Origin of the sequence: Methanimicrococcus blatticola (assembly GCF_004363215.1) — an archaeon.
GTDB lineage: Archaea > Halobacteriota > Methanosarcinia > Methanosarcinales > Methanosarcinaceae > Methanimicrococcus > Methanimicrococcus blatticola.
Genome location: NZ_SNYS01000009.1, coordinates 216,184 through 237,277 on the forward strand (window position 1 = coordinate 216,184; position 21,094 = coordinate 237,277).

Consider the following 21,094-nt stretch of genomic DNA (forward strand, 5'->3'; position numbering starts at 1 on the left):
AAGACCAATTGGAATCATATATATTTACAAAAACGGTTGAACAAATCGTGCATGCGGAAACAATAATTTGTTCATCTGAATCCTGTGTTTTTCCTTTTCTGAAATGACCGCTTAAAGACTTTAATTGGCCGGAGCATTTGGGACAAATGCCGATTTCATCGATATCATGATCTGTCGGCATCAATATATCCTCTTCAAGAAGCAGGATTCCGGTTTTGAAATCATAATGACAGATCATTTTTTAAAACCTCAATTATAATAATGCCTCATAATTAATAAAAGCCTGTTTTTTAATAAAAGTCTGTTTTTTAGTTAACAAGAATGCCAAATCATGTATTTTTTTGTGATAAGTTTTTATATGATGCAGTCTATTGTGATTTATTATAGGAATATTTTGAGTAAAATATGAGAGGCTCTATATATTTCTATCAGTTTCTATAAACTTCCATTCAAGTAATTTTAAATTTTCAGAGGTATACACTCATGTCTTTGAAAGAAAGTATCATGTCCCGCCTTGAACAATTCATAGCGGCAGACTCTACCGGTTATCGCAAAAAATGCTTAGACCTTTTCATTAAAGTCAAGGAATTTACAGTCAGTCAAATACATGACTTATTGTCTGAAGATTATCAGGTCACACGCAACGAAGTTGCTTCAATGATCGGATATATTCAATCAAAAGTAGGAATTTTAAAATCCCACAAAGAATCCTACAAAACACCGACGGTCTACACCGTTAAAGACGAATATGTCGCGTTAATTGACAGTTGTCTGAAAGCTGTCCGCGTTGTCTGAATTCAAAACGCCACTTTGACTGAGAACGCTTTTCTGAATATTTTTCAGAATAACAAATACTTTTTTATTTCGGTTACGGGATACGGTTTTATTTTATAATTTACTTTATTATTTGTTTCATAATTTACTTTATTTTACTTTAGTTTATTATTTGTTTCATTAAAAAGAAATAAAAACAAGAGGAGACAATAAGCTGTTATGTCTATTGTAAAAAATGCTCCGAAAACGGCAACCACCATTGTCATCCGTTCGGAATCAAGTGCCCGAGTCAGCAGTTCTCGAGATCCGTATTACAGTTTAATGCGCCGCTTGTTTCAAGAAGATGCAACCGCAATCCGCGGCCAGAAATTTTTGAATTTGGTTGAATCCCGCCAAAAAGAAGGCAATCCGCTTCGAACAGAAGATTGGCAAATGATTATTGAATATTTAGGTGTCAGCCGCGCATCTTTTTATTCAATGAGAAATAAATTGACCGGTGCCGGATTAATCAGCATTAAAAATCAAAAATATCATCTTTCGGGCCAATTTTCCAAAGATTTGATGGACATGGCTCGCTGGTGGTGGACAGCGATTTTAGAAAACAGTGAAGAATCCTTAGATTAATCAAATTCGTTAAAATAACAATCGGGCGGAAAACTATTTATAGGATTCTACAATTAGTAGGTTTCGTTAATTCTCATAACAACGAAGCCCGGTAGTGTAGTGGTCAATCATACGGGACTCTGGATCCTGTAACCTCGGTTCGAATCCGTGCCGGGCTACTATTATTTTTCTTTTCTGTTGTTTTTATGTTCGTTAATTACATTTATCAATCAATGACGCCTCAGGAATAATCAGGAATAAGTATGTCAATTCAGTCGACCGATTTACCGGCAAAAAAAACAATTGTTATTGTCCGCTACGGTGAGCTGTCGCTGAAAAGCAAAGGTGTTCGCGATCGATACGAGCAAATTTTAAAAAACAACATTCAGCAAATGCTTGAATATCACAATGTTGCTTTTTCTAAAATCCAAAGGGATTTCGGCCGTATTTTTATTCATTCATCAGATCCGGCTGCTGCCGAGAAAGCGGCACTTGTTTTCGGTGTTGTCAGCGTGTCATCGGCATACACTTGCCCGTCCGACCCGGCTGCAATTACCGCTCTTTGCGCTGAAATCGGCTCGGAAATGATTGCTGACGGTGAAAAATATGCTGTGCGCGCACGTCGTTCAGGGAACCACACATTTACGTCCAATGAAATCGCGCGCCAATGCGGTGATGCGATTTGGAACAAATTGGTTGAAACCGGCAAAACGCCCGCCGTTGATTTAACAAATCCCGATAAGGAAGTTTTTGTCGAGGTTCGTCAAACCAACTCTTATGTTTATTCTGAAACAATAAAAGGACCCGGCGGCTTTCCGACGGGAACGCAAGGCAAAATGGTTGTTTTGCTCTCCGGCGGCATCGATTCTCCGGTTGCGGCTTGGCTGATGATGAAACGCGGTATTGAAATTATTCCGGTTTTCTTTGACAATGAAGAATATGCCGGGTCAATTGTTGCCGAAAAAGCAATCGAAAATGCCAAAGTTTTATTTTCATGGATGCCTGGCCGGAAACAAAAAATTTACCGCATTAAAAACGGTGAATATATGAAAAAAATGATGCAGACGACAGGTCCAAAAAATATCTGTTTGATGTGCAAACGATTCATGTTCAGAATTGCCGGTGCCGTTATGGAAAAGGAACATGCGAGCGGCATTATTACAGGCTCTTCTCTCGGGCAGGTTGCATCGCAGACCGCTGAAAATATGCTTTCAGAAACGTATGGTTTAAGTTTGCCGCTTTATCATCCGCTGTTGGCGTTTGACAAGCAGGAAATCATTGATATTGCGCAGAGAATCGGCACATTTGATATTTCAATTCGTTCAAACGGTGAAAAAGAGTGTTTAGCTGTTCCGGATAAGCCTGAAGTGAAAGCAGTTTTAACGGCAGCCGTTATGGAAGAAGAAAAGATGGTTTTTGATATTGATGAAATGATTCAAAAAACAGTTATGAACGCTGAAATTATTGAAATGAAGATTTAACCGGAATTCGTTTTGATCATTATTTTAAGCTGAAAATAAGCTAAAAATAAGCTGAAAACGGCTTTTTTTAAATAGAAGTTCAGCAATATTAGAGTTAGTTTTTACATTTTATTTTTATATTTCATACATCTATTTTGAGTTTATTGATATTGAAACGGAGGCATCAAATGTCAGTGTGTGATTGCGGTACGCAAGATGAATTGGTTGAATTGGTCAAAGAATATATGCTTCAGGTAAAAGGCGTTGAAGAAGTATTTATTTTGACTGAAGTTGACAAAAAAAGCATTGAGCAGCTTGAAGAAGAAGCAAAAGGAAATGTTTTAATGGGCATGGGTGAAGGCGATAATCAAGGTATTGCCGAAGTGTTCAAAAGAGAACATATTTTGTGTTTTACAACAAATAAAGAATACGTATGGCCCGAGCCGCCGAATGTGATTATGATGCAGGGCGGCGAAATGATCGGTTTTGACTGCACGGAAGAAGAGGCCTGCAAATACGAAAATCATCCGGATTACTTGGTGATGGGCACCTTCATTATGAACAAAGCAAAAACCGTCGGCAACACCGGAAAACCGATTGTTGTTCTTCCTCCCAAACCCTGTGATTTGGGAGAAATTGAAGTCGAGGACGCTGTTTTAGGATCACCGTCAACCCCGAGCGACGAATACATCCGTGAAGCTTACAACTTTGAAAAATCAAATGAGAAAGGCACATTTTTCCTCGGGTTTAATAAAGTAAAATGCGTGGATTAATTTGGTTCCTTTTAATTATAAATTAAATAAATCGGTTTAACCGATTCTTTTTTATTTTATTTTATTTTTTCTTTATTATTCTCATTTATTACTTTTTTATTATTTTACTTTTTCATTTTTACTTTTTCATTTTTACTTTTTCATTTTTACTTTTTCGTTTTTTCAATTCGATTAATGAAAAATGAATAATTATAATTCAATTAATCATTTTTGTAGACATTTAATTGAATTATCCCTTTTTAATTAATTTATGAAAATTAATGAAAATTAACAAATTTTGATATTATTAACTATAAATTCAAAATTTAAAATTTATTAACTAAAATTCTAAAATGAAGAATTTATTAATCGAAATCAGTAAATAAAGACTGAAAACGGATTCAACAAACCAAATGAAAAATCCGAAACATCATTTTCAAAATATTCAAATCCGAACGCCATTTAAAATCCAAATATAAAAATCATAAAAAATTTCAAAATTTAACGGCGTTCGCTTTTATTTAATCAAAGAAAAAATGTTTCGATTCAAACAAAAATAATTGAAAAATCAAAGCAACCGCCTCCAACGACGCGTTTCACGAGCGAAGCGAGTGAAAGAAGGCGTTGGAGATTCTACCCATTCGTTAAATAAACCTCTAAACAGAAATTCAGAAATTAAATAGAGTTCAAAAATTAAATAAAGTTCAGAAATTAACTATGAATTTTCAGTATCGCACTCAACCCTTTTCGGGTTTTAGCGACGGCGGGGTAAGAATCCGCAATTTTCAAATTTCGTTCGTCTCTTCGAGCCGCTCGAAATTTTCAATTGCGGTCGTACTTGAACTTTTAATTTCATTAACAAACATCAAACATCCGGTTTTATTTAATTTTCAAATCCGAACGCCCCTTTTAAAATATAAAATCAGGAGAGAAAGATGTTTTTAAGGTTTAATCGGCGTTCCTCTTTTCGTTTATTTTGAAAAAGGATGTTTGTTGATTAAAAAACAAGAAAAAAATGAAAAACAAAATGAAAAACAAAATGAAAAACAAAATGAAAAACAAAAAGTAGAGGACAGATATGAAGAAAAACAAAAATTAAAAAGAAAATAGAAAATTAAAAAGAAAATAGAAAATTAAAAAGAAAATAGAAAAATGAATAAATCAGCCGGCGGCTGAATTATTCTAATTTGTCGATTTTCTTGGCGTGTTCGACGAAATACTTGAAGCAGTCGTTACCCCAGTTCAAGGAGCGGTTGTCGGTTGCAACAAGGTATTTTTGTGCGTCGTAAAGGCCGTTCTTGTAGAATAAAGAGAAGTAAAGGAAGCCTTCGGTTGTGATAATGAACAAATTGACATTGTCGATTAAATAAAGCTCGTTGTCCTTTAAAGCCATAAATTGCTGCAAGAGATCTTTGTAATCTAATCTGTATTTGTCAAAAACGTCCTGTGTCATGATGATTTTGGACGGCGTTTTGTTCTTTACCATCTCCTCGAACATTTCAAGACTGGACGGCATGAAAACGGAAATAATTCCGGAAACTTTCTGTGCAGAGTCCAACTTTTCAACGATGATTTTATTTTGTTCAAAAACGTTTTTGGACGGATCCTGGAACAAAATACTGTTTTCCAACTCATTGAAACGTTCAAGAAGATGATGCGGGATTGCGTTTGTGTCGTGGTCTGTCCAGAAGTCACTGGTTTCTTCAAAGACATTTAAAATTTCCACAAGCGGCGTGTAATATTTCAAAATAACTTTGCCGATCGGCGTTAAGTAGTATTCATTGTTTGTCTTTTGAATCAAATCAGCTTCAAGCAATTCTTTAATACGCGGATAAATTTCCGGCGTCTTAACGTTGAAGAATTCTTTGATTTCGAAAAGTGTGCGCGGTTTTTCATCAATTAAAAAGAGTAAATCTTTTCTTTTTTCAGAATATGTAATCAGGCTTAAGAGACCTTTTCCTTTCATTTGTATCACCCGTATATTATACACAACAGACTTCTCAGAAGTTGACAATTATGACAAAAATTGTTCAATCAACATAAAAGTTATACGATAAATATACACTCTATCTTTTGTAATATAAAGTTTTCGTAAATTTATAATGAATAATACGATAATAGATACAAAATACAGATGTTTAAAAAGAGTCAAAAGAGGCTGAATAAATAATATTGAGAAAAAAGAAAAATTAGAAAAAATGAAAACGAAAAAGAAAAACGAAAAAGAAAAACGAAAAAGAAAAACAAAAAAAATGAAAAAACAAAAAAGAAAAGAAAAGAAAAAGATTTTTAAAAAATTAGAAAACGAAAAATGAAAAAATGAGAATGAAAAAGAACATTGTTCTTATTTCAAGCCCATTATTTTGTAAATGGTTTCAACGTCAATGTTTTTCTCAAACACTTGCGCCAGTTCTTCAAAACCATCCTGCATTGTAAATCCGTCTTCTTCGGCATACGGAACGCCTTTCTTTTCAGACAAGTATTTCAATAAAGCGACACGGAGATTTTTATTGTCAAAAAAACCGTGCATTGACGTGCCGACAATCAAACCGTCTGCGCTGCAGGCGCCATCATGATCAAAAACCGGAGAGTGGGTTGATACCCGGCCGCTGTAAGCATTAAATCCTTCAACCATTTCGCCTTCAATGACTTTTAAGTAAGGATTACAGCCTTTAACTTTTGAAGAAACGCGAACCGGTTTTTCGCTGTACCCTTCTTCCTTTTCATAAACGGTTTCAATATCCAATAAGCTGAGCCCGTCTACAATTTTGCCATCGGGGGCAGTCAACGTTTTCCCAAGCATCTGATATCCTTCACCGATTCCGATGATTGGAACAGTTCCGGCTTTACTTAAGATTTGAGCAGCCATACCGCTTTCACGCAAAGCTTCCAAATCTTTTAACGGCGTTCCGGATCCGGGAAGAATAATTAAATCGGGTGTGCCGAGAGAGCTGTAAATATCAATATATTTGACAAGCGCTTGTGATTCTAAAATTTCATAATCGTTGAAGTGGGAAATTTTCGGGAATTGAATAACGGCGATTTCAACCGCGTTGTTGCCGGTTTTCTTCTCATCCGGGACCGATCCTGCGCCTTCTTTTTCACGGAAAGACATTGAATCTTCTGCCGGAATTCTGAGACGGAAATAAGGCATAATACCGAGAACAGGAACGCCTGTCATTTCTTCAAGCTGTTTTAATCCCGGTTTTAAAATTTCAGGATCACCGCGGAATTTGTTAATAATGAAGCCTTTGATATTCTTTTTAATATCCTCAGGCAGCAGCATGAATGTGCCGTAAAGACTTGCAAAAACGCCGCCGCGTTCAATATCGCCGACAATAATAATCGGCGCGTTTGTAATGCGCGCGGTTCCGACATTCACAATATCGCGGTCATAGAGATTAATTTCAGCAGCGCCGCCGGCACCTTCCATAATAATAATTTCGTACTCTTCGTCCAATTTCGAAAGAGCGCGGCTGAGAATTTCAGACATTTCGTCAATGGATTCATAATAATTGCCGGCGCTTCTGTCAGCATAATGTTCCCCGAGAACGATCACCTGAGAAAAGCTGTCGCCTTTGGGTTTTAAAACAACAGGATTCATTTCCGGAATCGGATCTGCGCCCGCAGCCCATGCCTGAATGACTTGTGCGTAGCTGATTTCTTTACCTTCGGGATTCACCCACGAATTTAAACTCATATTTTGCGCTTTAAACGGCGCGGTTTTGTAATCCCGAGACATTATTTTACAAATTGCCGTAACAATAGAACTTTTTCCGGCATCCGAAGAAGTTCCGAGAATAAGCAGACGTTTCGAACTCATAATTTCCACTTCTGATAAATCAACTAATCTTTATAAAAAAATAGCTCCCCATTTCTTTACAAAAACATGATTTATAAAGGATTTGGTTCATCTACAAAGTAAATTAAACTTGTCATAAATGAAAAACAACACCGAATTTTAAAAAACGCGAATCGCAAACAGTATCATTAAAACGACCTCCTAAATTATAATGTATAAATATGATGATAAAAAATAATTGACATGCATAATTTTTAAAGAAGTAATAAATCATAATTGAGAAATTAAAAGACAGATGAACTGTCATTTTATACCTAAAATCCACCCGTTTTCTTTGAGTTCCTGCCTTTTTTCTTTGTATTTCGGGTCAATGATACCAACCAGATTCCAAAAAGCCTTAGAATGGTCTTTATGCCGAATATGACACAATTCATGCACAATCACATAATCAATAACAGGCGTTTCGGCTTGAATTAAAACCCAATTCAATTTAATTTCGTTTTGATAAGTGCAGCACCCCCATTTGCTTTTGTAAGAAGCTGCTTTAACAGATATCGGTTTTTTCCCGATTAAATCCAGATATTTATCGGCAAAATAATCAACGCGGGAATTGAAAAAAACATCTGCCTGTTCAATATAAAAAGATTCAACCGCTTTCTTAATTTTCTTTTCTTTTTCAGTTTCCGGCAAATCAATCATATTTCGCGGCAAATAAACCTGAAGCTGCCCGTCAATCAATCTGATTTGAATCTTTTTTTCATTGTTTTCATTGACATCATAAATCAGCCGAAGCGTATAAGTCCGCCCCATATAATGAAAAGTGCTGCCGTTCTTGTATGACTGTTTTGAATTTTTCAAAACCGCCTCTTCCTTTTTGGCAGCTTTATTCAAAAGTTCAATGATATTTTCCTCATTTTCAAGCAAAACCGATTGAATCTCGTTTACAGAAAGAGATGCCGGCGCGCGAACAAACAAAACCGGTTTGGAATTTGCTGTTTCGGAATTAGTTGCCTCGGACTGAATTGATTTTGAATCAAGCTTCCCGGAATCAAGCATTTCATATCGAACGGTATAACTGAGCGTTTTCTTTCGCTTTTTTGAAAAAATGATAACAGAATCCAATTGAACCGAACCGAACGGAATAACAACTGACATTGTTTTTTCACCTACGGCAGGTCTGACAGGCGGCATAATTCTAAAAAAGAAAAAATTATTTGAAGCGGCGGGCAAGTTCCGCCGAAATGTCATCCGGCGTGACACCGCATTCAAAAAGCATCACTAATAAATGGAAAAGAAGATCTGAGGTTTCATAAACAATTTCTTCTTTATTGCCGTCTTTAACGGCGATAATTGTCTCAGTGGTTTCCTCACCGACTTTTTCCAATATTTTATTGATGCCTTTCGGGTCATTCAACAAAGCCGAAACGTAAGATCCTTCCGGCTGTGTTTGACTGCGTTCTTCAATAATTTTGTAAATCGTATTCAAAACGGATAAATCAGGAATTTCAGACACATTTGACACATTTATTTCTCCTGTTCATTGAAAAGCTTTCATTCCTTTTAAATTTCTCTCGGATCTGTAATTTCGCCCGTAATAGCTGATGCGCCTGCGGTTGCGGGAGAGGAAAGGTAGACGAAAGATTTCGGGCTTCCCTGGCGGCCTTGGAAGTTGCGGTTAGATGTTGACAAACCGACTTCGCCATCACCCAAGCGACCGAAAGAGCCGCCCATACACGGACCGCAGCACGGTGATTCAACAATCGCGCCTTTTTCCATTAAAGTTTCGACATAACCGGCGCGATAAACTTTCATATATTCAGTACGGGATGCCGGAACAACAATTAAACGAACGCCTTTTGCAATCGGATCATTGCCCATTGCGTCCATCATAATTTTAATGTCTTCAAAGCGGCCGTTTGTGCATGAGCCGACAAAAATCTGATCAATTTTTGTGCCGGCAACTTCTGTAACGGGTTTGACATTGTCAACATTGTGCGGACAAGCGACCTGCGGTTCCAGTTCGGAAATATCGTAACCGCGAACTTCTTTAAATTTTGCGCCGCTGTCGGATTTCCAATTTGAATCCAGTTTAAAATCGGGAATGCGTTCTTTCAAATAAGCTTCCGTCACTTTATCCGGCTCAATCAAACCGGCTTTGCCGCCCATTTCAATGGCCATATTTGACATTGTCATTCTTTCTGAAACAGATAAATGCTGAACCGTTTCGCCGGCAAATTCGGCGGCCATGTAACGCGCGCCTTCAACGCCGACATCACCGATTAAATGAAGAATTAAATCTTTGGAATAAACATGATCCGCCAATTTACCTTCAATGTTAAATCGAATGGTTTCGGGAACTTTGAACCAAAGTTTTCCGGTTGCCAAAACAGCCGCCATGTCGGTTGAGCCGAGACCGGTTGAAAATGCACCGAGCGCGCCGTAAGCGCAAGTGTGCGAGTCCGATCCGACAATCAAGTCTCCCGGGCGAACATGTCCTTTCTCGGGCAAAACCTGGTGACAGACGCCTTCATAAATATCATAATTCAAAATACCCTGTTCCTTGGCAAAATTTCTCAAATAAATGTGATTTTGAGCCGCATTCACAGAATCAGCCGGTGATTGGTGATCAAAAACAATGACAATTTTCTCAGGGTCCCAAACTTTCTTTTCTTCTTTCCCTTCCATAATCTCATTAAAACCTTTGACGGCAAGCGGGCCTGTAATGTCATGCGTCATTGCGCGGTCAATGTCCGCAACAACAAATTCACCGGCGGAAACAGGTTTACCTGCAGCCTTTGAAAAGATTTTTTCTGCGAGTGTCATTGGTTTATTTCCCATAATATATCACCTAAACTTGAAATGCAAATATTATCAATTATCGGGTTCTACTTTCCTTTTCTTTAAATAGTTTATTAAATTTTTCAAATTTTAATTTTTTGTGTCATTATAAATGACCTCTTTTGCTCTCAATTTTTTAAGAGTGTCAGTAAGTTAATGCCGCCGCCAACAGGTTCGAACAGCACCGTTTTAAAAACAAAAATGAATAAATCAATAATATGAATAAATAAATAAAAATGAATAAATGAATAATCGTTTTTAAAAAATGAAAAAATTATAGTTTATTGATCAATGTTAAATTCAACCTCATAAACGCCGGTGCTGTCATAAACAACAAAAGAAACGATATTTTTGATTAAATTTTCATTAAAACGGATTCGAGCGGTTTCATTATTAAATTCAAATTTGTCATAAATATTTTTAATGGCAACTGAGGTTTGAATATAATCTGTATGATCTGAAAGCACGCGTTCCTGAAGTGCTTTTGTCAATTCATTTGCTAAAATTGGCTCTGTTTTTTCGATTGAGCCAAGCCCTTCACATTCACATTTCAAAACGCCGCTTTCATCCGTGAAAAACGGATAAGTTCGGCATAATGCCGGGCGCGCTTCATAAATCATACATTTTTTAGAATCAGAATTTAAAAAAATACAGCTGCCGTCATCATTTCTTTGAAGCATCCATCCGAAAGTATGAATTCGGCCTTCTTCATCCGTTTGTTCCGATAAAGAATGAAGCATATCAATAAAAGTCGATTCTTTAAAAATTGCCGTTTCATTTTCCGTTTCATAAAAATCAGGCAAAAGCGGTAAAATAAAATTTTCACGTAAAAATCCGGACGCTTCTATTTTTTCAATTTCATCAGGCAAAAGATAAACGGAATTATCATCTTCCGCTCTTTCGCAGCATTTCCCACACATTAAACATGAAAAGCCGGCAGATTCAACCGTTTTCAGCATTGATTTCTGCTTTCCGGCAAGCAGCTGTTTCATTTTTAGAAGTTCTTTTTCAATGCGCGTTGATCCGGAAGTATCTGTCGGGATTGATTCGAGCTTTGAAATTTTTGATATTTTTGCCATTGCGTGTTTTTAATTTTCCGAAATTGTAATAAGACTTGTGCCCGAACAAAACAATTAAAACCAAACGTTTAAAATGAAACAAGAATAGATATAAATGTACATTAATTCAATTAATGACTCAATTCAATTAATGACTCAATTATATTACTGATTTAATTATATTAATAATTCAATTATTATTCAGCGGAGCGAAAATATGTGGGAACCGATTCATCAAAAATTTGAAAAATATCCGGCACAAGAAAAGGTTGTCAAATTGCTTTTAGAGCGCGGTTTTCAGGTCAATGCCGCCGGAAAAGTTGTTTCAGGCAGTATTGAAATTCCCCATGTACAAATCGGCAAAGAAATCAACGTTGACCGCCGCGTTGTTGATGCAACGACCAAACACATTATTGAAGATGAAACGCTTTTTGATTTTTTCAAACATGTCCGTTCCATTCCCTTTTTAGCAGAAGTCGCGCCACATTTGAATTTAGGCGTTGTGATTATTATTCCTGATGACGGCGCCAATGTCGGTATTATTTCAGGCGTGACAAGCGTCATTTCCGATGCCGGTTTCAGTATCCGGCAAGCCGTTTCAGACGATCCGTTTTTCAATGAAGCACCGCGGCTGACAATTATTACAGACAAAAAAATACCCGGAAATCTGGTAGATCAAATCAGAACCGTTAAAGGGGTTAAAGGTGTCACAATTCATTAATTAACAACTATTGACTAATTATTACTCGATTAATCAATTTTAACTAATTATTATGAATTCAATAATCAGATTAATGACAAATTAAAAGAATAATTCAAAATCAGCGGATTATACCGTTACTTTTTAATTGAAATATGTATTTTTAAGCCTCACGAACTAAAGTTTTATTTAATTTATAACAAATTTAATTTTATTATTTTTTATTATTAAAACGGTTATTTTGCTGAAAACAGGTGGCGAAAACAATGGTCCAAATTTCAATTATTATGGGTTCTGAATCGGACAGAGCAATTTCCGACAGAGCCGTTTCGGTTCTCGAAAAAACAGATTATTCTTACGAAGTTGTTGTGATTTCCGCGCACAGAAACCCTGATGATTTGGATGAATATATCAAAAATTCCGACGCGCTCGTTTTTATTACAATTGCAGGTCTTTCCGCCGCTTTGCCGGGCGTTGTCGCTTCCAAGACCAAAAAACCCGTCATCGGTGTTCCCGTCAGTGCAAAATTGGGCGGATTGGACGCGCTTTTATCCGTGACACAAATGCCGCCCGGCGTTCCGGTTGCCGCGGTCGGTGTTGATAACGGTGCTAACGGTGCGCACTTGGCAATCCGCATTTTAGATTTGCTTAAAGCATAATTACGGAACAAAATGAAAAGGTTACTTCATCTTTCATTTATTTTTCAAAACGATGTTTCGATTCATTTGAATTGAAGAAAAATCCAAGTACGACCGCATTTTTCGATTTTTGTGAGCGGTTGCGAATAAAAATTGAAATTGCGGATTATTTCCCACCATCGCTAAACCCGATTCAGCTTAATCTTAAAAGTAAAATATTTTGGCATTTGCAGTTTATTAAACGTATTGGAATGAATCTCCAACGCCTTCTTTCACTCACTTCGCTCGTGAAACGCGTCGTTGGAGGTGGTTGTTTTGGTTTTCCATTTATTTTTACAAAAACAGAAACATCCGTTTTTCAAATTTAAGAAGAAATGAACGACATCTAAACCCTAAAATAAAAACAGACATTTTTTGGATTTTATCGGTCGTTCGGGTTTCAAAAATTAATAAAAACGATGTTTCGATTCATTTGAATTGAAGAAAAGTCCAAGTACGACCGCAATTTTCGATTTTTGTGAGCGGCAGCGAACAAAAATTGAAAAATGCGGATTATTCCCCTGCGTTTATAAAACAATCTCAGCTGATTTAAATCAAATAGTGAAAACGGCTTATGTTGTTTATTTAACAATAGAATTTAAAAAGATTAAAAAGAAAATAAAAAGATTAAAAAGAAAATTAAAAAAATTAAATATACTTGGACTTGCCGCTGTATTCGTTTTGTTTGTCAATGCTCATTTGAATGAGAATATCAAAAATTTGGTGAACGGAATCCACGTCCAATCCTTTTTCAACCGCCAAACTTGACGCGCGGTCCAAAACATTTTGAATCTGCTCTTCGTCGACAATCGGCTTGCCCATTTCTTTTTTAGAAGAAAGGATTTCACCGGCCAAATTCGTTCTGACCTCAATTAAATCAATAATTTCACGGTCGATTAATCTCATTTTTTCGCGTGTTGTTTCTAACATACCTGTCGGCATCATATCTCCGTCCTTTCTTTTGAAAATGAAATCATTCTCAGCGGTAATATTGGACACCCATTCAATATAAATGTTCAGATATATCTTCAGATATACCAATCAATAAATGTAATAAAAATATCAATCGATAAATGTAATAAATATCGATCGACAAATAAGTATCAATCGACAAAAATAAATATCAATCGTTAAATGCAAAATTAAATTCTTTCAAATCCCTGTTTCCGTTTTTCATATATTTAGAAAAACGGCGGCTTTCATCAAGCGCATTGAGATTACACGTTTTCGTTTCATAAATTTTGCCGCCGGGAAATTGAGCCGCCCATATTTGTTTAATTTTCAAAACGGCAGTTTGAAGTTCTTTTTGCTCATCTTTTGACAACAAATCCGAACACGGCAAAAGCGCCGTAAAAGACGGACCTGTCCCTGACAGACCTGCCGCGACATCGAATTTTTCGCCGATTTCCATACACGCAACAGCCGGAGCCGGATCAAACCCGAGCGCGCCGCAATAAATCAGACCGTTCAATTTCATCGCTTTTTTATAATCTCCCGTAAGCGCAATTTCAAAAGCCGTTTCAACCAAATCTTTCATCAAAACCGAGCGCGAAACATTTGTTTCCGCGCTGAACGCTTTTGTTTCGGGATTTAAAATCAAAACATTGTAATGAAATTCATCTCTTTGAAGCAATTCCATTGTTTTGTTGTCGGTAACCGCAACGCCGCCGTAAAAAGAAGCGCAGGCATCATCATACGCGCCCGTGATTGTCACGCCCGCTTCTTTGGCCGCTTTGACGCCGAGCTGAACAATTTCATCGGCAGAAAGCTTTTCACCGAGCGCATCTAAAGTTGCAATAAGAGTTGCATTGGCGGCCGCACTGCTGCTTTTTAAACCGCCGGCAATCGGAATTTCACTTTTCGTTAAGACAGTTGCTTCTGCCGGACAATCAAATAAATCTAAAACAGATTGAACACACAATTCAATTAATCGCGTATCAGCAGTTGGGTTTTCATAGATTGAGCCGCTGACGGAACAAGTCGGCGCGTCGGATAAGCAAACTTCAGCGTAAGTTTTGAGCTGTGTCGCGTAAGCGCAGCCTTTCCAAGCAGCGATGGCGTTAATAATCGTGCCGCCGCCGAATGCGCAACCGTATCCTTTTTTGAATGTCATTTTGATTTTCCGATTTTGATGATTAAACGAATACCGACTTTGATTTTAAACATTTTGAAAAGGCGGTTTTGAATCCATATATAATTATTTGAATTCGGACAAGGACTATATGAAACATATGGAATATATATATATAAATGAAAAGATTGTATAGGAATATTGAGTTGACAGAAAATAAAGTTTTTCATTATTTTTTTGTTTAAATATAGGATAAAACAGGTGTTCATTAAGATGGAAACGCGAAAAGTACAACAAACAGGCGGATCGACATATATCATATCTTTACCGAAGCAATGGGCTGAAAAAGTTGGTATTACACCGGGCGCGCGCGTCGGCGTTCAACCGCAGCCGAATGGTAAATTGTTGATCAGCCCCGAAATTGATTCTAAACCGCTCCGCAAAAAAGCAATTGACATTACAAACGTAAACGGTCACAGTTTAGAAAGAGCTTTTATTGCAACATATTTAGCCGGTTACGATATTATTGAATTTACCTCTTCAAAAATTTCCGCAGATCAGAAAAAAATACTTCGTGCAGTCTGCCACAAATTAATCGGCCCTGAAATTGTTGAAGAAAGTTCAAATCTTGTTTTGGTTCAGGACTTATTAAGCCCGAATGAACTTTCAATCAAAAAAGCCGTTCAGAGAATGTCTTTGATCACAACATCCATGTTTAATGACAGCATTTTAGCAGTCGTCAACAACGATGCTGATTTAGCAACAGACGTTATGGAAAGAGACGACGAAGTCGACCGTTTATTTATGGTCATTTCAAAACAATTCAAATCAATTTTATGCGGCACCGGCTTTGTTGACACAAACGAAGCGTCGATTGAAGAATATCACAATTACAGAATGGCAGCAACGCCCATTGAACGCATTGCTGACCACTCCCACAGAATTGCTCAAATTGTGATTCTTTTCCACCCTGAATTGGATGAAAAAAGAATTAACGAAATTAAGAAAATGGCCGATTTTGCCGCGGACACATTCAAAAAAGCTGTCGAATCATTGGTTACATTAAACCCGAAACTGGCCAACCAAGTCATTGAAAACCAAGCGAATATGGACACATTCATTACGCATTTCAACCGTAATTACTTTGACAAATCCACTGATTTGTCTTTTGGCACAATGATCGGTGTTCGTACGGTGATTGACAGCATCGGCAGAATTGTAGATTACGCCGGCAACATCGGCGAAGTTGCAATTGATGCAGCAATTGATTCACCGGATGCAAAGTGGTAACCAACCCTTTGCATTTTTTTACTTTTTTAACATTTTTAACATTTTTACTCTTTGAATTTTCCTTTTTGTAATTTATTTATTTTTTAATGTTTTATTTTTAAATGTTTTATATTCTCAATTTTTTTCATCTTATTCACATCTTTTTTTCACCATTTCATCGTTTCTTCATCATTTCATCGTTTTTATCATAATTTTTATTACTGCTTTTTATTTTTATAATTTTAAACTGTTTCCGTATTTTCAATTTGTTTCCCACAAAAATAAATACCGTCAAATCAATATGTTTCGAATTATACTGAATGGATGGGTTTTGAGGGTTAAAATGGATATTAAAACAAAGAACAGGCTTTCATTTTTGGTTTACGCTTTGATTTTGGGTGCTCTTGTCGGTGCCGTTACATGGCTTTTTTTGTGGGCGATGGAATTTTGTATTGAATTGATTTGGACAGATTTGCCTGAAAAAATTGACTTCCTTTATCTTCCGGTTGTCGTTTGTACAATCGGCGGCGTCCTTGTCGGTCTTTGCAAAAAATATTTCGGCAACGTTCCTGGTGTTTTATCAATTGAATTAGAAGAAATTCAAAAAACAAAACGCGTAGATTACAAAAATTTGCCGGCCGTTGCGCTCTCTTCATTTCTCCCGTTGATTTTCGGCGGCAGCATCGGCCCGGAAGCGGCTTTGGTTTCCATCCTCGGCGGTTTAAGCACTTGGATTGCCGACCACATCAAAACAACTGCAAAAAATGTGAGAGCTTATACAGAAATCGGTGCCGCAGCAACTCTCAGCGCAATGTTCGGGTCACCGTTTTTCGGGTTTGCCGAAACATTTGAATCCAAGAAAAATTCATTTTTTTCACTCAACGACGCACAAAATAAACCGGATTCATTCGATGAGATTTGTAATACAAAACCAATCACAAATATTGCAAATACCTCAAATGCAGGCACTTCAGATACAGTAGGCACAGATGCAAATGATATTGACGAAATTCTTCCCAAGAGAACAAAAAGTCTCATTTATTTTGCGGCAGCAATTGTTGCGTTCGGTGTTTTTGCGCTTCTTTCCCACATTTTCCCGGAATCCGGCATTTACCGATACGAATATGTCCCGTTCGGAGTAAATGAATGGCTTGCAATTGTTCCGCTGGCGATTATCAGCGGTTTATTCGGCTATTTGTACTATATTTTCGGAATCATCATTCGCAAAGGAATTCGCCCGATAAAAGAACAAAAAGTATTGCTGGCAACTATCGGCGGTTTCATTCTCGGATTGGTTGCTGTTTTCTTGCCTTACACATTATTTTCCGGAGAAACGCAGATTGCGGAAATCGCGGTTGAATGGACGACGCTTTCTGCAGCCGTTTTATTTTTAACGGTTATTTTCAAAATTTTTGTCTCCCGCCTTTGTTTCTTGACAGGTTGGCGCGGCGGACATATTTTCCCGATCATTTTTTCAGGCATTGTTCTCGGATATGCGTTTTCAAAATTCATTCCGGTTGATCCGACCTTTTGCGCGCTGATTTGTTCTGTCGCCATGACCGGCATGATTCTGCGAAAACCCATTGCAACCGTTTTGGTTTATTTGATCATTTGTCCGATTGAATACCTGATTCCACTGACAATTGCGACCGTCATTTGCTGTTTCATTCCGTTCCCGAAAATATTTGAACAGGCTGAAGAGGAAGAGTTGGCTGAAGAATTAGAAAGTAAAAAAAGGATGACAGAAAACGAAAAGAAAAATGAAAAGAAAAAAAGAAGCACAGAGAGTTGAAAAGAAAAAAAGCGCAGAGAGTTGAAAAGAAAAAAAGCGCAGAGAGTTGAAAATCAAAAATCGAATTTAAAACGCTTCATTCGTTTTTTTAAAGGATTGGAAAACAAAAACAACCGCCTCCAACGACGCATTTCACGAGTAAAGCGAGTGAAGGAAGGCGTTGGAGATTCGTTCCCGCCATTCAATAAACAATATAAACCGTGTTTAAGGGTGCTGTTTTTAATCAATCGGTTAAATTATTTTATCATCAGCGGGGAATAAGCCGCAATTCTCAATTTCATTCGCTCCGCTCATGAAATTTCGCCTTGCGGTCGTATCTGAACTTTTTTGTTTTTAAAAAACCCAAACATCGTTTTTAATTATTTTCAAACCCGAACGCCCGATAAAAACTAAAAATTAAAAACAATTGTTATTTCAAAGTTTAAACGGCGTTCGGTTTTTCATAAATTTTCGAAAAAATGATGTTTGTGTTTTAGAAATTGTACATGAATTTGTATGAATTAGTATGAATTTGTACGAATTTGTATAATTTTTACAATTTATACATGAATTAGACACGAATCTTACGTGAACACGATGCAAATAATTATCTTTCACTCCTTTTTTGTTCTGTCGGCATGAATTATAAATACTAGCTGTGACTTTTTTCTATAATTACATTTCACCGCTGAAATGGAATAAACGTGGCAGCGGTAATGTTTTCATTAAAATTTTTATTCAAACAAAATCATAAAATTTCAAGATCAAAATTTTTAATTTTCCTTTGGAGGAAAAATATGGGCGTTATTTCTCAATTCAGAAATTTTTTCGGCAAATTGTTTAAAAAGAAAAATGCATGCATCGGCATTTACGGACCTCCGAATGCCGGCAAAACAACACTTGCAAACCGTATCGTTAAAGATTGGAAAGACGATGAGTCTGAGCCCGTCGGTTCTGTTTCCCACATTGCGCACGAAACCAGAAAAGCGCAGCGCCACCACAAATTGGAAATCGAATCTAAAGGCAGCAAAATCTGTTTAGATATTGTTGACACACCCGGTTTGGCAACAAAAATCGACTTCCACGACTTCATGAAAGAAGGCATGGGCGAAAAAGAATCCAAGCAGCGTTCCAAAGAAGCAACGGAAGGCGTCATCGAATCCGTGAAATGGTTAGACGATTTAGACGGCGTTATCTTAGTTATGGACGCAACCGAAAACCCGTACACTCAAGTGAATGTAACGGTTATCGGCAACATGGAAGCACGTAAATTGCCCCTTTTGATTGTCGCCAACAAAATTGACCTTCCCGAATCAGATCCGGAAGCAATCAAAGAAGCGTTCCCGCAGCACCCGTTCATCGGAATTTCTGCATTGGACGGCACAAATATGGAAACGTTCTATGAAGCCATTGCAAAACAGTTCGGGTGATTAAAATGAGTGATATTCAACTTGACTTAGTTTCCGACGCAAAACTCTCCAGAATGGGTTCTACCGAAAAAGTGCGCTACATCATTGATGAAGTTCGCAAAGGAAAAATTATGGTTTTAGAAAAAGGCCTTGACCCGATGGAAGAAGCAAAGCTGATTGAAATGACAATGACCGAAATCGAAGAAGATTTCTTCGGTCTTGAAATTGAAAGTTACCCGCGCGATGACAGCGGCGGTACATTCTTCGGCAAATTGTTCAAAAAAGATGCCGGCCAGCAAAAATTAACCGTCATCGGCCCGGCAAACCAGCTGAAAACGCTCCGAAAAGATAATTCCCTTATCAGTACGCTTGTGTCAACTAAATAATGACACAACCCTTTTCTTTTTTTATTCTTTTTTATTTATCTCATTTTTCGTTTATTTTCATAATTTTCTTTGCATTTTCTTTTTCTTCTTGTATTTTCTTTCGCATTTTTTTATGTTTTTAATGATATTCGTTCAATTTTTACAAGTTTAATATCTTCAAAAATAAAGCATTAAAAGGCGGTTTCTAAAATTAAAATACATATATAAAAAAAGGCTTATTTGTAGCGGAAAATAATATATAGTCTATATTCTAAATAGAGGTCACACTTTTGGCAAACAAATTCGAGAAATTCAATTTGTGCGCCTCTTTTTAATTTAAAATATGGGTTTGTACGGTGTTTATTGTGTTGGATCGGGAATTGCAATCAGCAGAGAGAGTTAAAATTAAACTGTCAGGCATTGACCCGCAGACACTCACTTCTTTTGCAATGGGCAATTCCGACATTGATTTGATTTGCACATACGGAAAAATTACTCTCCAATGCCGTTACGAAATTTCGGATTATACCCTCGGTCTGATTTTAAAAACAATTTCCGGCGTTGACAACGCGGCAACACATGAAACTGAGATCTTATGCGATTTTGATGACATTCAAAATTATCAGCGTATGGGCTATACGCTTGTTTCTTACAGCCGTCACGACGGAAAATATCGCGTTACTTTTAATGTTCCCTTCTCTTCCGCAAAAGCCGTTTACAGTCTGACAGTCGCTTTCTTTGAAGAACTTCAAAAAGAAAAAACACTGAAAAAAGATTTTTACTGGAGCGGAAAAGATCACAACATTATTCAGCTGTTCAATGAACTCAAAAAAATCGACGGCTGGGAAATTAAAGAAATTAAAAATAAAGACAACTGACCTTAATTTTAAAATTTCATATTAGAATTATAAAATACTTTTTTCTTATTCAGTTTATTCAGACTTGTAAAAACCCGGAAGATTTTATTTTTATGATTTTGATAAATTGAATGAACCTTTTTTAAAAAAGATAAATAAACCGCTGAGAAGCGGTTTACTTTTACGAATTTTATTTATTTTCTTCATCTTCGTCTTCTTGCCGTCTCCAAAGGAAAATGAAAATTCCTGTTGCAACCAAGAACAAAAAGATGACACCTGCAATTAATGTGTCATTTGAAGATGGAATTTCATAACTGGGTGTTTCCTTCTCCTGAACAGGCTCTTGAGGGTCTTGTTGCGGTTCTTCAGAGTCAACGACTTTAGCTTCGCCGCTGCCGGATCCTTTGGGAGAAGTTTGCGTATCTTTAGAAACAAGATACACTTTCAAAGTCTCACCATCATTCATTTGAGCCGGAAGTGTCGGGTCAAACGGTTTTGTTAAATTCAATATATAATCGGCAAACGTTGTCGGAATAGCTGTTGCAGTCAAAGGTCCTGCCCAAATCTCGTAATTGGTCAATGTTTCGCTTGTATTAAGCACGTTGTCGAAATAGTATTCAACAGTGATTTCAACGGTTTGAGTGGTATCGCTGACAAGATAAACTTTCAAAGTGTCACCGTCATCAAA

Annotated in this window: 20 protein-coding genes and 1 tRNA gene; 12 read left to right on the top strand and 9 right to left on the bottom strand. The window is 37.0% G+C overall.

Annotated features, from left to right (window positions below; all coding sequences use genetic code 11):
* The first annotated feature begins 483 nt into the window (after positions 1-483).
* From C7391_RS06575 to C7391_RS06595, 5 genes are all read left to right on the top strand, one after another.
* The gene (locus tag C7391_RS06575; RefSeq protein ID WP_133517743.1) at positions 484-795 is read left to right on the top strand and encodes a DUF2551 domain-containing protein; all 312 of its coding nucleotides are present in this window, start codon (positions 484-486) and stop codon (positions 793-795) included.
* Positions 796-993: 198 nt separating this feature from the next.
* Positions 994-1,398, top strand: a complete 405-nt coding sequence (locus C7391_RS06580) for a hypothetical protein (protein ID WP_133517744.1) — start codon at positions 994-996, stop codon at positions 1,396-1,398.
* An 85-nt stretch (positions 1,399-1,483) separates the two neighbouring features.
* Positions 1,484-1,556, top strand: a tRNA-Gln gene (locus C7391_RS06585).
* An 84-nt stretch (positions 1,557-1,640) separates the two neighbouring features.
* Positions 1,641-2,858, top strand: coding sequence for a tRNA uracil 4-sulfurtransferase ThiI (gene thiI, locus C7391_RS06590; protein WP_133517745.1), 1,218 nt, complete (start codon positions 1,641-1,643; stop codon positions 2,856-2,858).
* Between the two features lie 167 nt (positions 2,859-3,025).
* On the top strand, positions 3,026-3,610 hold the full coding sequence (locus C7391_RS06595; protein WP_133517746.1) for a hypothetical protein: 585 nt from the start codon (positions 3,026-3,028) through the stop codon (positions 3,608-3,610).
* A gap of 1,156 nt (positions 3,611-4,766) precedes the next feature.
* Here the strand turns inward: C7391_RS06595 and C7391_RS06600 are convergent.
* The 6 genes from C7391_RS06600 to C7391_RS06625 form a co-directional block, all read right to left on the bottom strand.
* The gene (locus C7391_RS06600; RefSeq protein WP_133517747.1) at positions 4,767-5,555 is read right to left on the bottom strand and encodes a helix-turn-helix transcriptional regulator; all 789 of its coding nucleotides are present in this window, start codon (positions 5,553-5,555) and stop codon (positions 4,767-4,769) included.
* Between the two features lie 378 nt (positions 5,556-5,933).
* Positions 5,934-7,412 carry a cobyric acid synthase gene (locus C7391_RS06605; RefSeq protein ID WP_133517748.1) on the bottom strand — a complete coding sequence of 493 codons (1,479 nt, stop codon included), beginning with the start codon at positions 7,410-7,412 and terminating at the stop codon, positions 5,934-5,936.
* Positions 7,413-7,694: 282 nt separating this feature from the next.
* The gene (locus tag C7391_RS06610; protein ID WP_166627437.1) at positions 7,695-8,546 is read right to left on the bottom strand and encodes a M48 family metallopeptidase; all 852 of its coding nucleotides are present in this window, start codon (positions 8,544-8,546) and stop codon (positions 7,695-7,697) included.
* 55 nt (positions 8,547-8,601) lie between these two features.
* Positions 8,602-8,913, bottom strand: coding sequence for a phosphoribosyl-ATP diphosphatase (locus C7391_RS06615; RefSeq protein ID WP_394343212.1), 312 nt, complete (start codon positions 8,911-8,913; stop codon positions 8,602-8,604).
* Between the two features lie 38 nt (positions 8,914-8,951).
* Entirely contained in the window at positions 8,952-10,214 is a 1,263-nt protein-coding gene (locus tag C7391_RS06620) for a 3-isopropylmalate dehydratase large subunit (RefSeq protein WP_133517782.1), read from the bottom strand.
* Between the two features lie 296 nt (positions 10,215-10,510).
* A complete protein-coding gene (locus C7391_RS06625; RefSeq protein ID WP_133517750.1) occupies positions 10,511-11,308 on the bottom strand; it encodes a YkgJ family cysteine cluster protein in 798 nt (265 codons plus the stop codon).
* Positions 11,309-11,504: 196 nt separating this feature from the next.
* Here C7391_RS06625 and C7391_RS06630 point away from each other — a divergent pair, with 196 nt between their 5' ends.
* Positions 11,505-12,008 carry an amino acid-binding protein gene (locus C7391_RS06630; RefSeq protein ID WP_133517751.1) on the top strand — a complete coding sequence of 168 codons (504 nt, stop codon included), beginning with the start codon at positions 11,505-11,507 and terminating at the stop codon, positions 12,006-12,008.
* A 245-nt stretch (positions 12,009-12,253) separates the two neighbouring features.
* Positions 12,254-12,646 (top strand): 5-(carboxyamino)imidazole ribonucleotide mutase, encoded by a 393-nt coding sequence (locus C7391_RS06635; protein WP_133517752.1) that lies wholly within the window; start codon positions 12,254-12,256, stop codon positions 12,644-12,646.
* A gap of 666 nt (positions 12,647-13,312) precedes the next feature.
* Here the strand turns inward: C7391_RS06635 and C7391_RS06640 are convergent.
* Both C7391_RS06640 and C7391_RS06645 read right to left on the bottom strand, forming a co-directional pair.
* On the bottom strand, positions 13,313-13,606 hold the full coding sequence (locus tag C7391_RS06640; RefSeq protein ID WP_223611013.1) for a chorismate mutase: 294 nt from the start codon (positions 13,604-13,606) through the stop codon (positions 13,313-13,315).
* A gap of 181 nt (positions 13,607-13,787) precedes the next feature.
* The gene (locus tag C7391_RS06645) at positions 13,788-14,777 is read right to left on the bottom strand and encodes a shikimate kinase (protein ID WP_133517753.1); all 990 of its coding nucleotides are present in this window, start codon (positions 14,775-14,777) and stop codon (positions 13,788-13,790) included.
* Positions 14,778-15,008: 231 nt separating this feature from the next.
* On the opposite strand from C7391_RS06645, the gene C7391_RS06650 reads away from it, so the two are divergent.
* The 5 genes from C7391_RS06650 (at position 15,009) to C7391_RS06670 (ending at position 20,427) form a co-directional block, all read left to right on the top strand.
* On the top strand, positions 15,009-16,025 hold the full coding sequence (locus tag C7391_RS06650) for a phosphate uptake regulator PhoU (RefSeq protein WP_133517754.1): 1,017 nt from the start codon (positions 15,009-15,011) through the stop codon (positions 16,023-16,025).
* 322 nt (positions 16,026-16,347) lie between these two features.
* Complete coding sequence (locus C7391_RS06655; RefSeq protein ID WP_166627438.1) at positions 16,348-17,796, top strand: chloride channel protein; 1,449 nt, start codon at positions 16,348-16,350, stop codon at positions 17,794-17,796.
* A 776-nt stretch (positions 17,797-18,572) separates the two neighbouring features.
* Complete coding sequence (locus C7391_RS06660) at positions 18,573-19,205, top strand: Era-like GTP-binding protein (RefSeq protein ID WP_133517756.1); 633 nt, start codon at positions 18,573-18,575, stop codon at positions 19,203-19,205.
* 5 nt (positions 19,206-19,210) lie between these two features.
* Positions 19,211-19,570 carry a DUF2073 domain-containing protein gene (locus C7391_RS06665; protein WP_133517757.1) on the top strand — a complete coding sequence of 120 codons (360 nt, stop codon included), beginning with the start codon at positions 19,211-19,213 and terminating at the stop codon, positions 19,568-19,570.
* A 347-nt stretch (positions 19,571-19,917) separates the two neighbouring features.
* A complete protein-coding gene (locus tag C7391_RS06670) occupies positions 19,918-20,427 on the top strand; it encodes a hypothetical protein (protein ID WP_133517758.1) in 510 nt (169 codons plus the stop codon).
* A 169-nt stretch (positions 20,428-20,596) separates the two neighbouring features.
* Here the strand turns inward: C7391_RS06670 and C7391_RS06675 are convergent.
* Positions 20,597-21,094, bottom strand: a 498-nt coding sequence (locus C7391_RS06675) for a hypothetical protein (protein ID WP_208107075.1), incomplete at its 5' end; no start/stop codon positions are given.

Excerpts from the sequence above, each read along its gene's own strand:
- C7391_RS06620 (WP_133517782.1), bottom strand. The coding sequence starts at position 10,214 with ATGACACTCGCAGAAAAAATCTTTTCAAAGGCTGCAGGTAAACCTGTT.
- C7391_RS06645 (WP_133517753.1), bottom strand. The coding sequence starts at position 14,777 with ATGACATTCAAAAAAGGATACGGTTGCGCATTCGGCGGCGGCACGATT.
- thiI (WP_133517745.1), top strand. The coding sequence starts at position 1,641 with ATGTCAATTCAGTCGACCGATTTACCGGCAAAAAAAACAATTGTTATT.
- C7391_RS06650 (WP_133517754.1), top strand. The coding sequence starts at position 15,009 with ATGGAAACGCGAAAAGTACAACAAACAGGCGGATCGACATATATCATA.
- C7391_RS06610 (WP_166627437.1), bottom strand. The coding sequence starts at position 8,546 with ATGTCAGTTGTTATTCCGTTCGGTTCGGTTCAATTGGATTCTGTTATC.
- C7391_RS06600 (WP_133517747.1), bottom strand. The coding sequence starts at position 5,555 with ATGAAAGGAAAAGGTCTCTTAAGCCTGATTACATATTCTGAAAAAAGA.
- C7391_RS06660 (WP_133517756.1), top strand. The coding sequence starts at position 18,573 with ATGGGCGTTATTTCTCAATTCAGAAATTTTTTCGGCAAATTGTTTAAA.
- C7391_RS06580 (WP_133517744.1), top strand. The coding sequence starts at position 994 with ATGTCTATTGTAAAAAATGCTCCGAAAACGGCAACCACCATTGTCATC.
- C7391_RS06635 (WP_133517752.1), top strand. The coding sequence starts at position 12,254 with ATGGTCCAAATTTCAATTATTATGGGTTCTGAATCGGACAGAGCAATT.
- C7391_RS06640 (WP_223611013.1), bottom strand. The coding sequence starts at position 13,606 with ATGCCGACAGGTATGTTAGAAACAACACGCGAAAAAATGAGATTAATC.
- C7391_RS06625 (WP_133517750.1), bottom strand. The coding sequence starts at position 11,308 with ATGGCAAAAATATCAAAAATTTCAAAGCTCGAATCAATCCCGACAGAT.
- C7391_RS06630 (WP_133517751.1), top strand. The coding sequence starts at position 11,505 with ATGTGGGAACCGATTCATCAAAAATTTGAAAAATATCCGGCACAAGAA.
- C7391_RS06605 (WP_133517748.1), bottom strand. The coding sequence starts at position 7,412 with ATGAGTTCGAAACGTCTGCTTATTCTCGGAACTTCTTCGGATGCCGGA.
- C7391_RS06665 (WP_133517757.1), top strand. The coding sequence starts at position 19,211 with ATGAGTGATATTCAACTTGACTTAGTTTCCGACGCAAAACTCTCCAGA.
- C7391_RS06655 (WP_166627438.1), top strand. The coding sequence starts at position 16,348 with ATGGATATTAAAACAAAGAACAGGCTTTCATTTTTGGTTTACGCTTTG.
- C7391_RS06595 (WP_133517746.1), top strand. The coding sequence starts at position 3,026 with ATGTCAGTGTGTGATTGCGGTACGCAAGATGAATTGGTTGAATTGGTC.
- C7391_RS06575 (WP_133517743.1), top strand. The coding sequence starts at position 484 with ATGTCTTTGAAAGAAAGTATCATGTCCCGCCTTGAACAATTCATAGCG.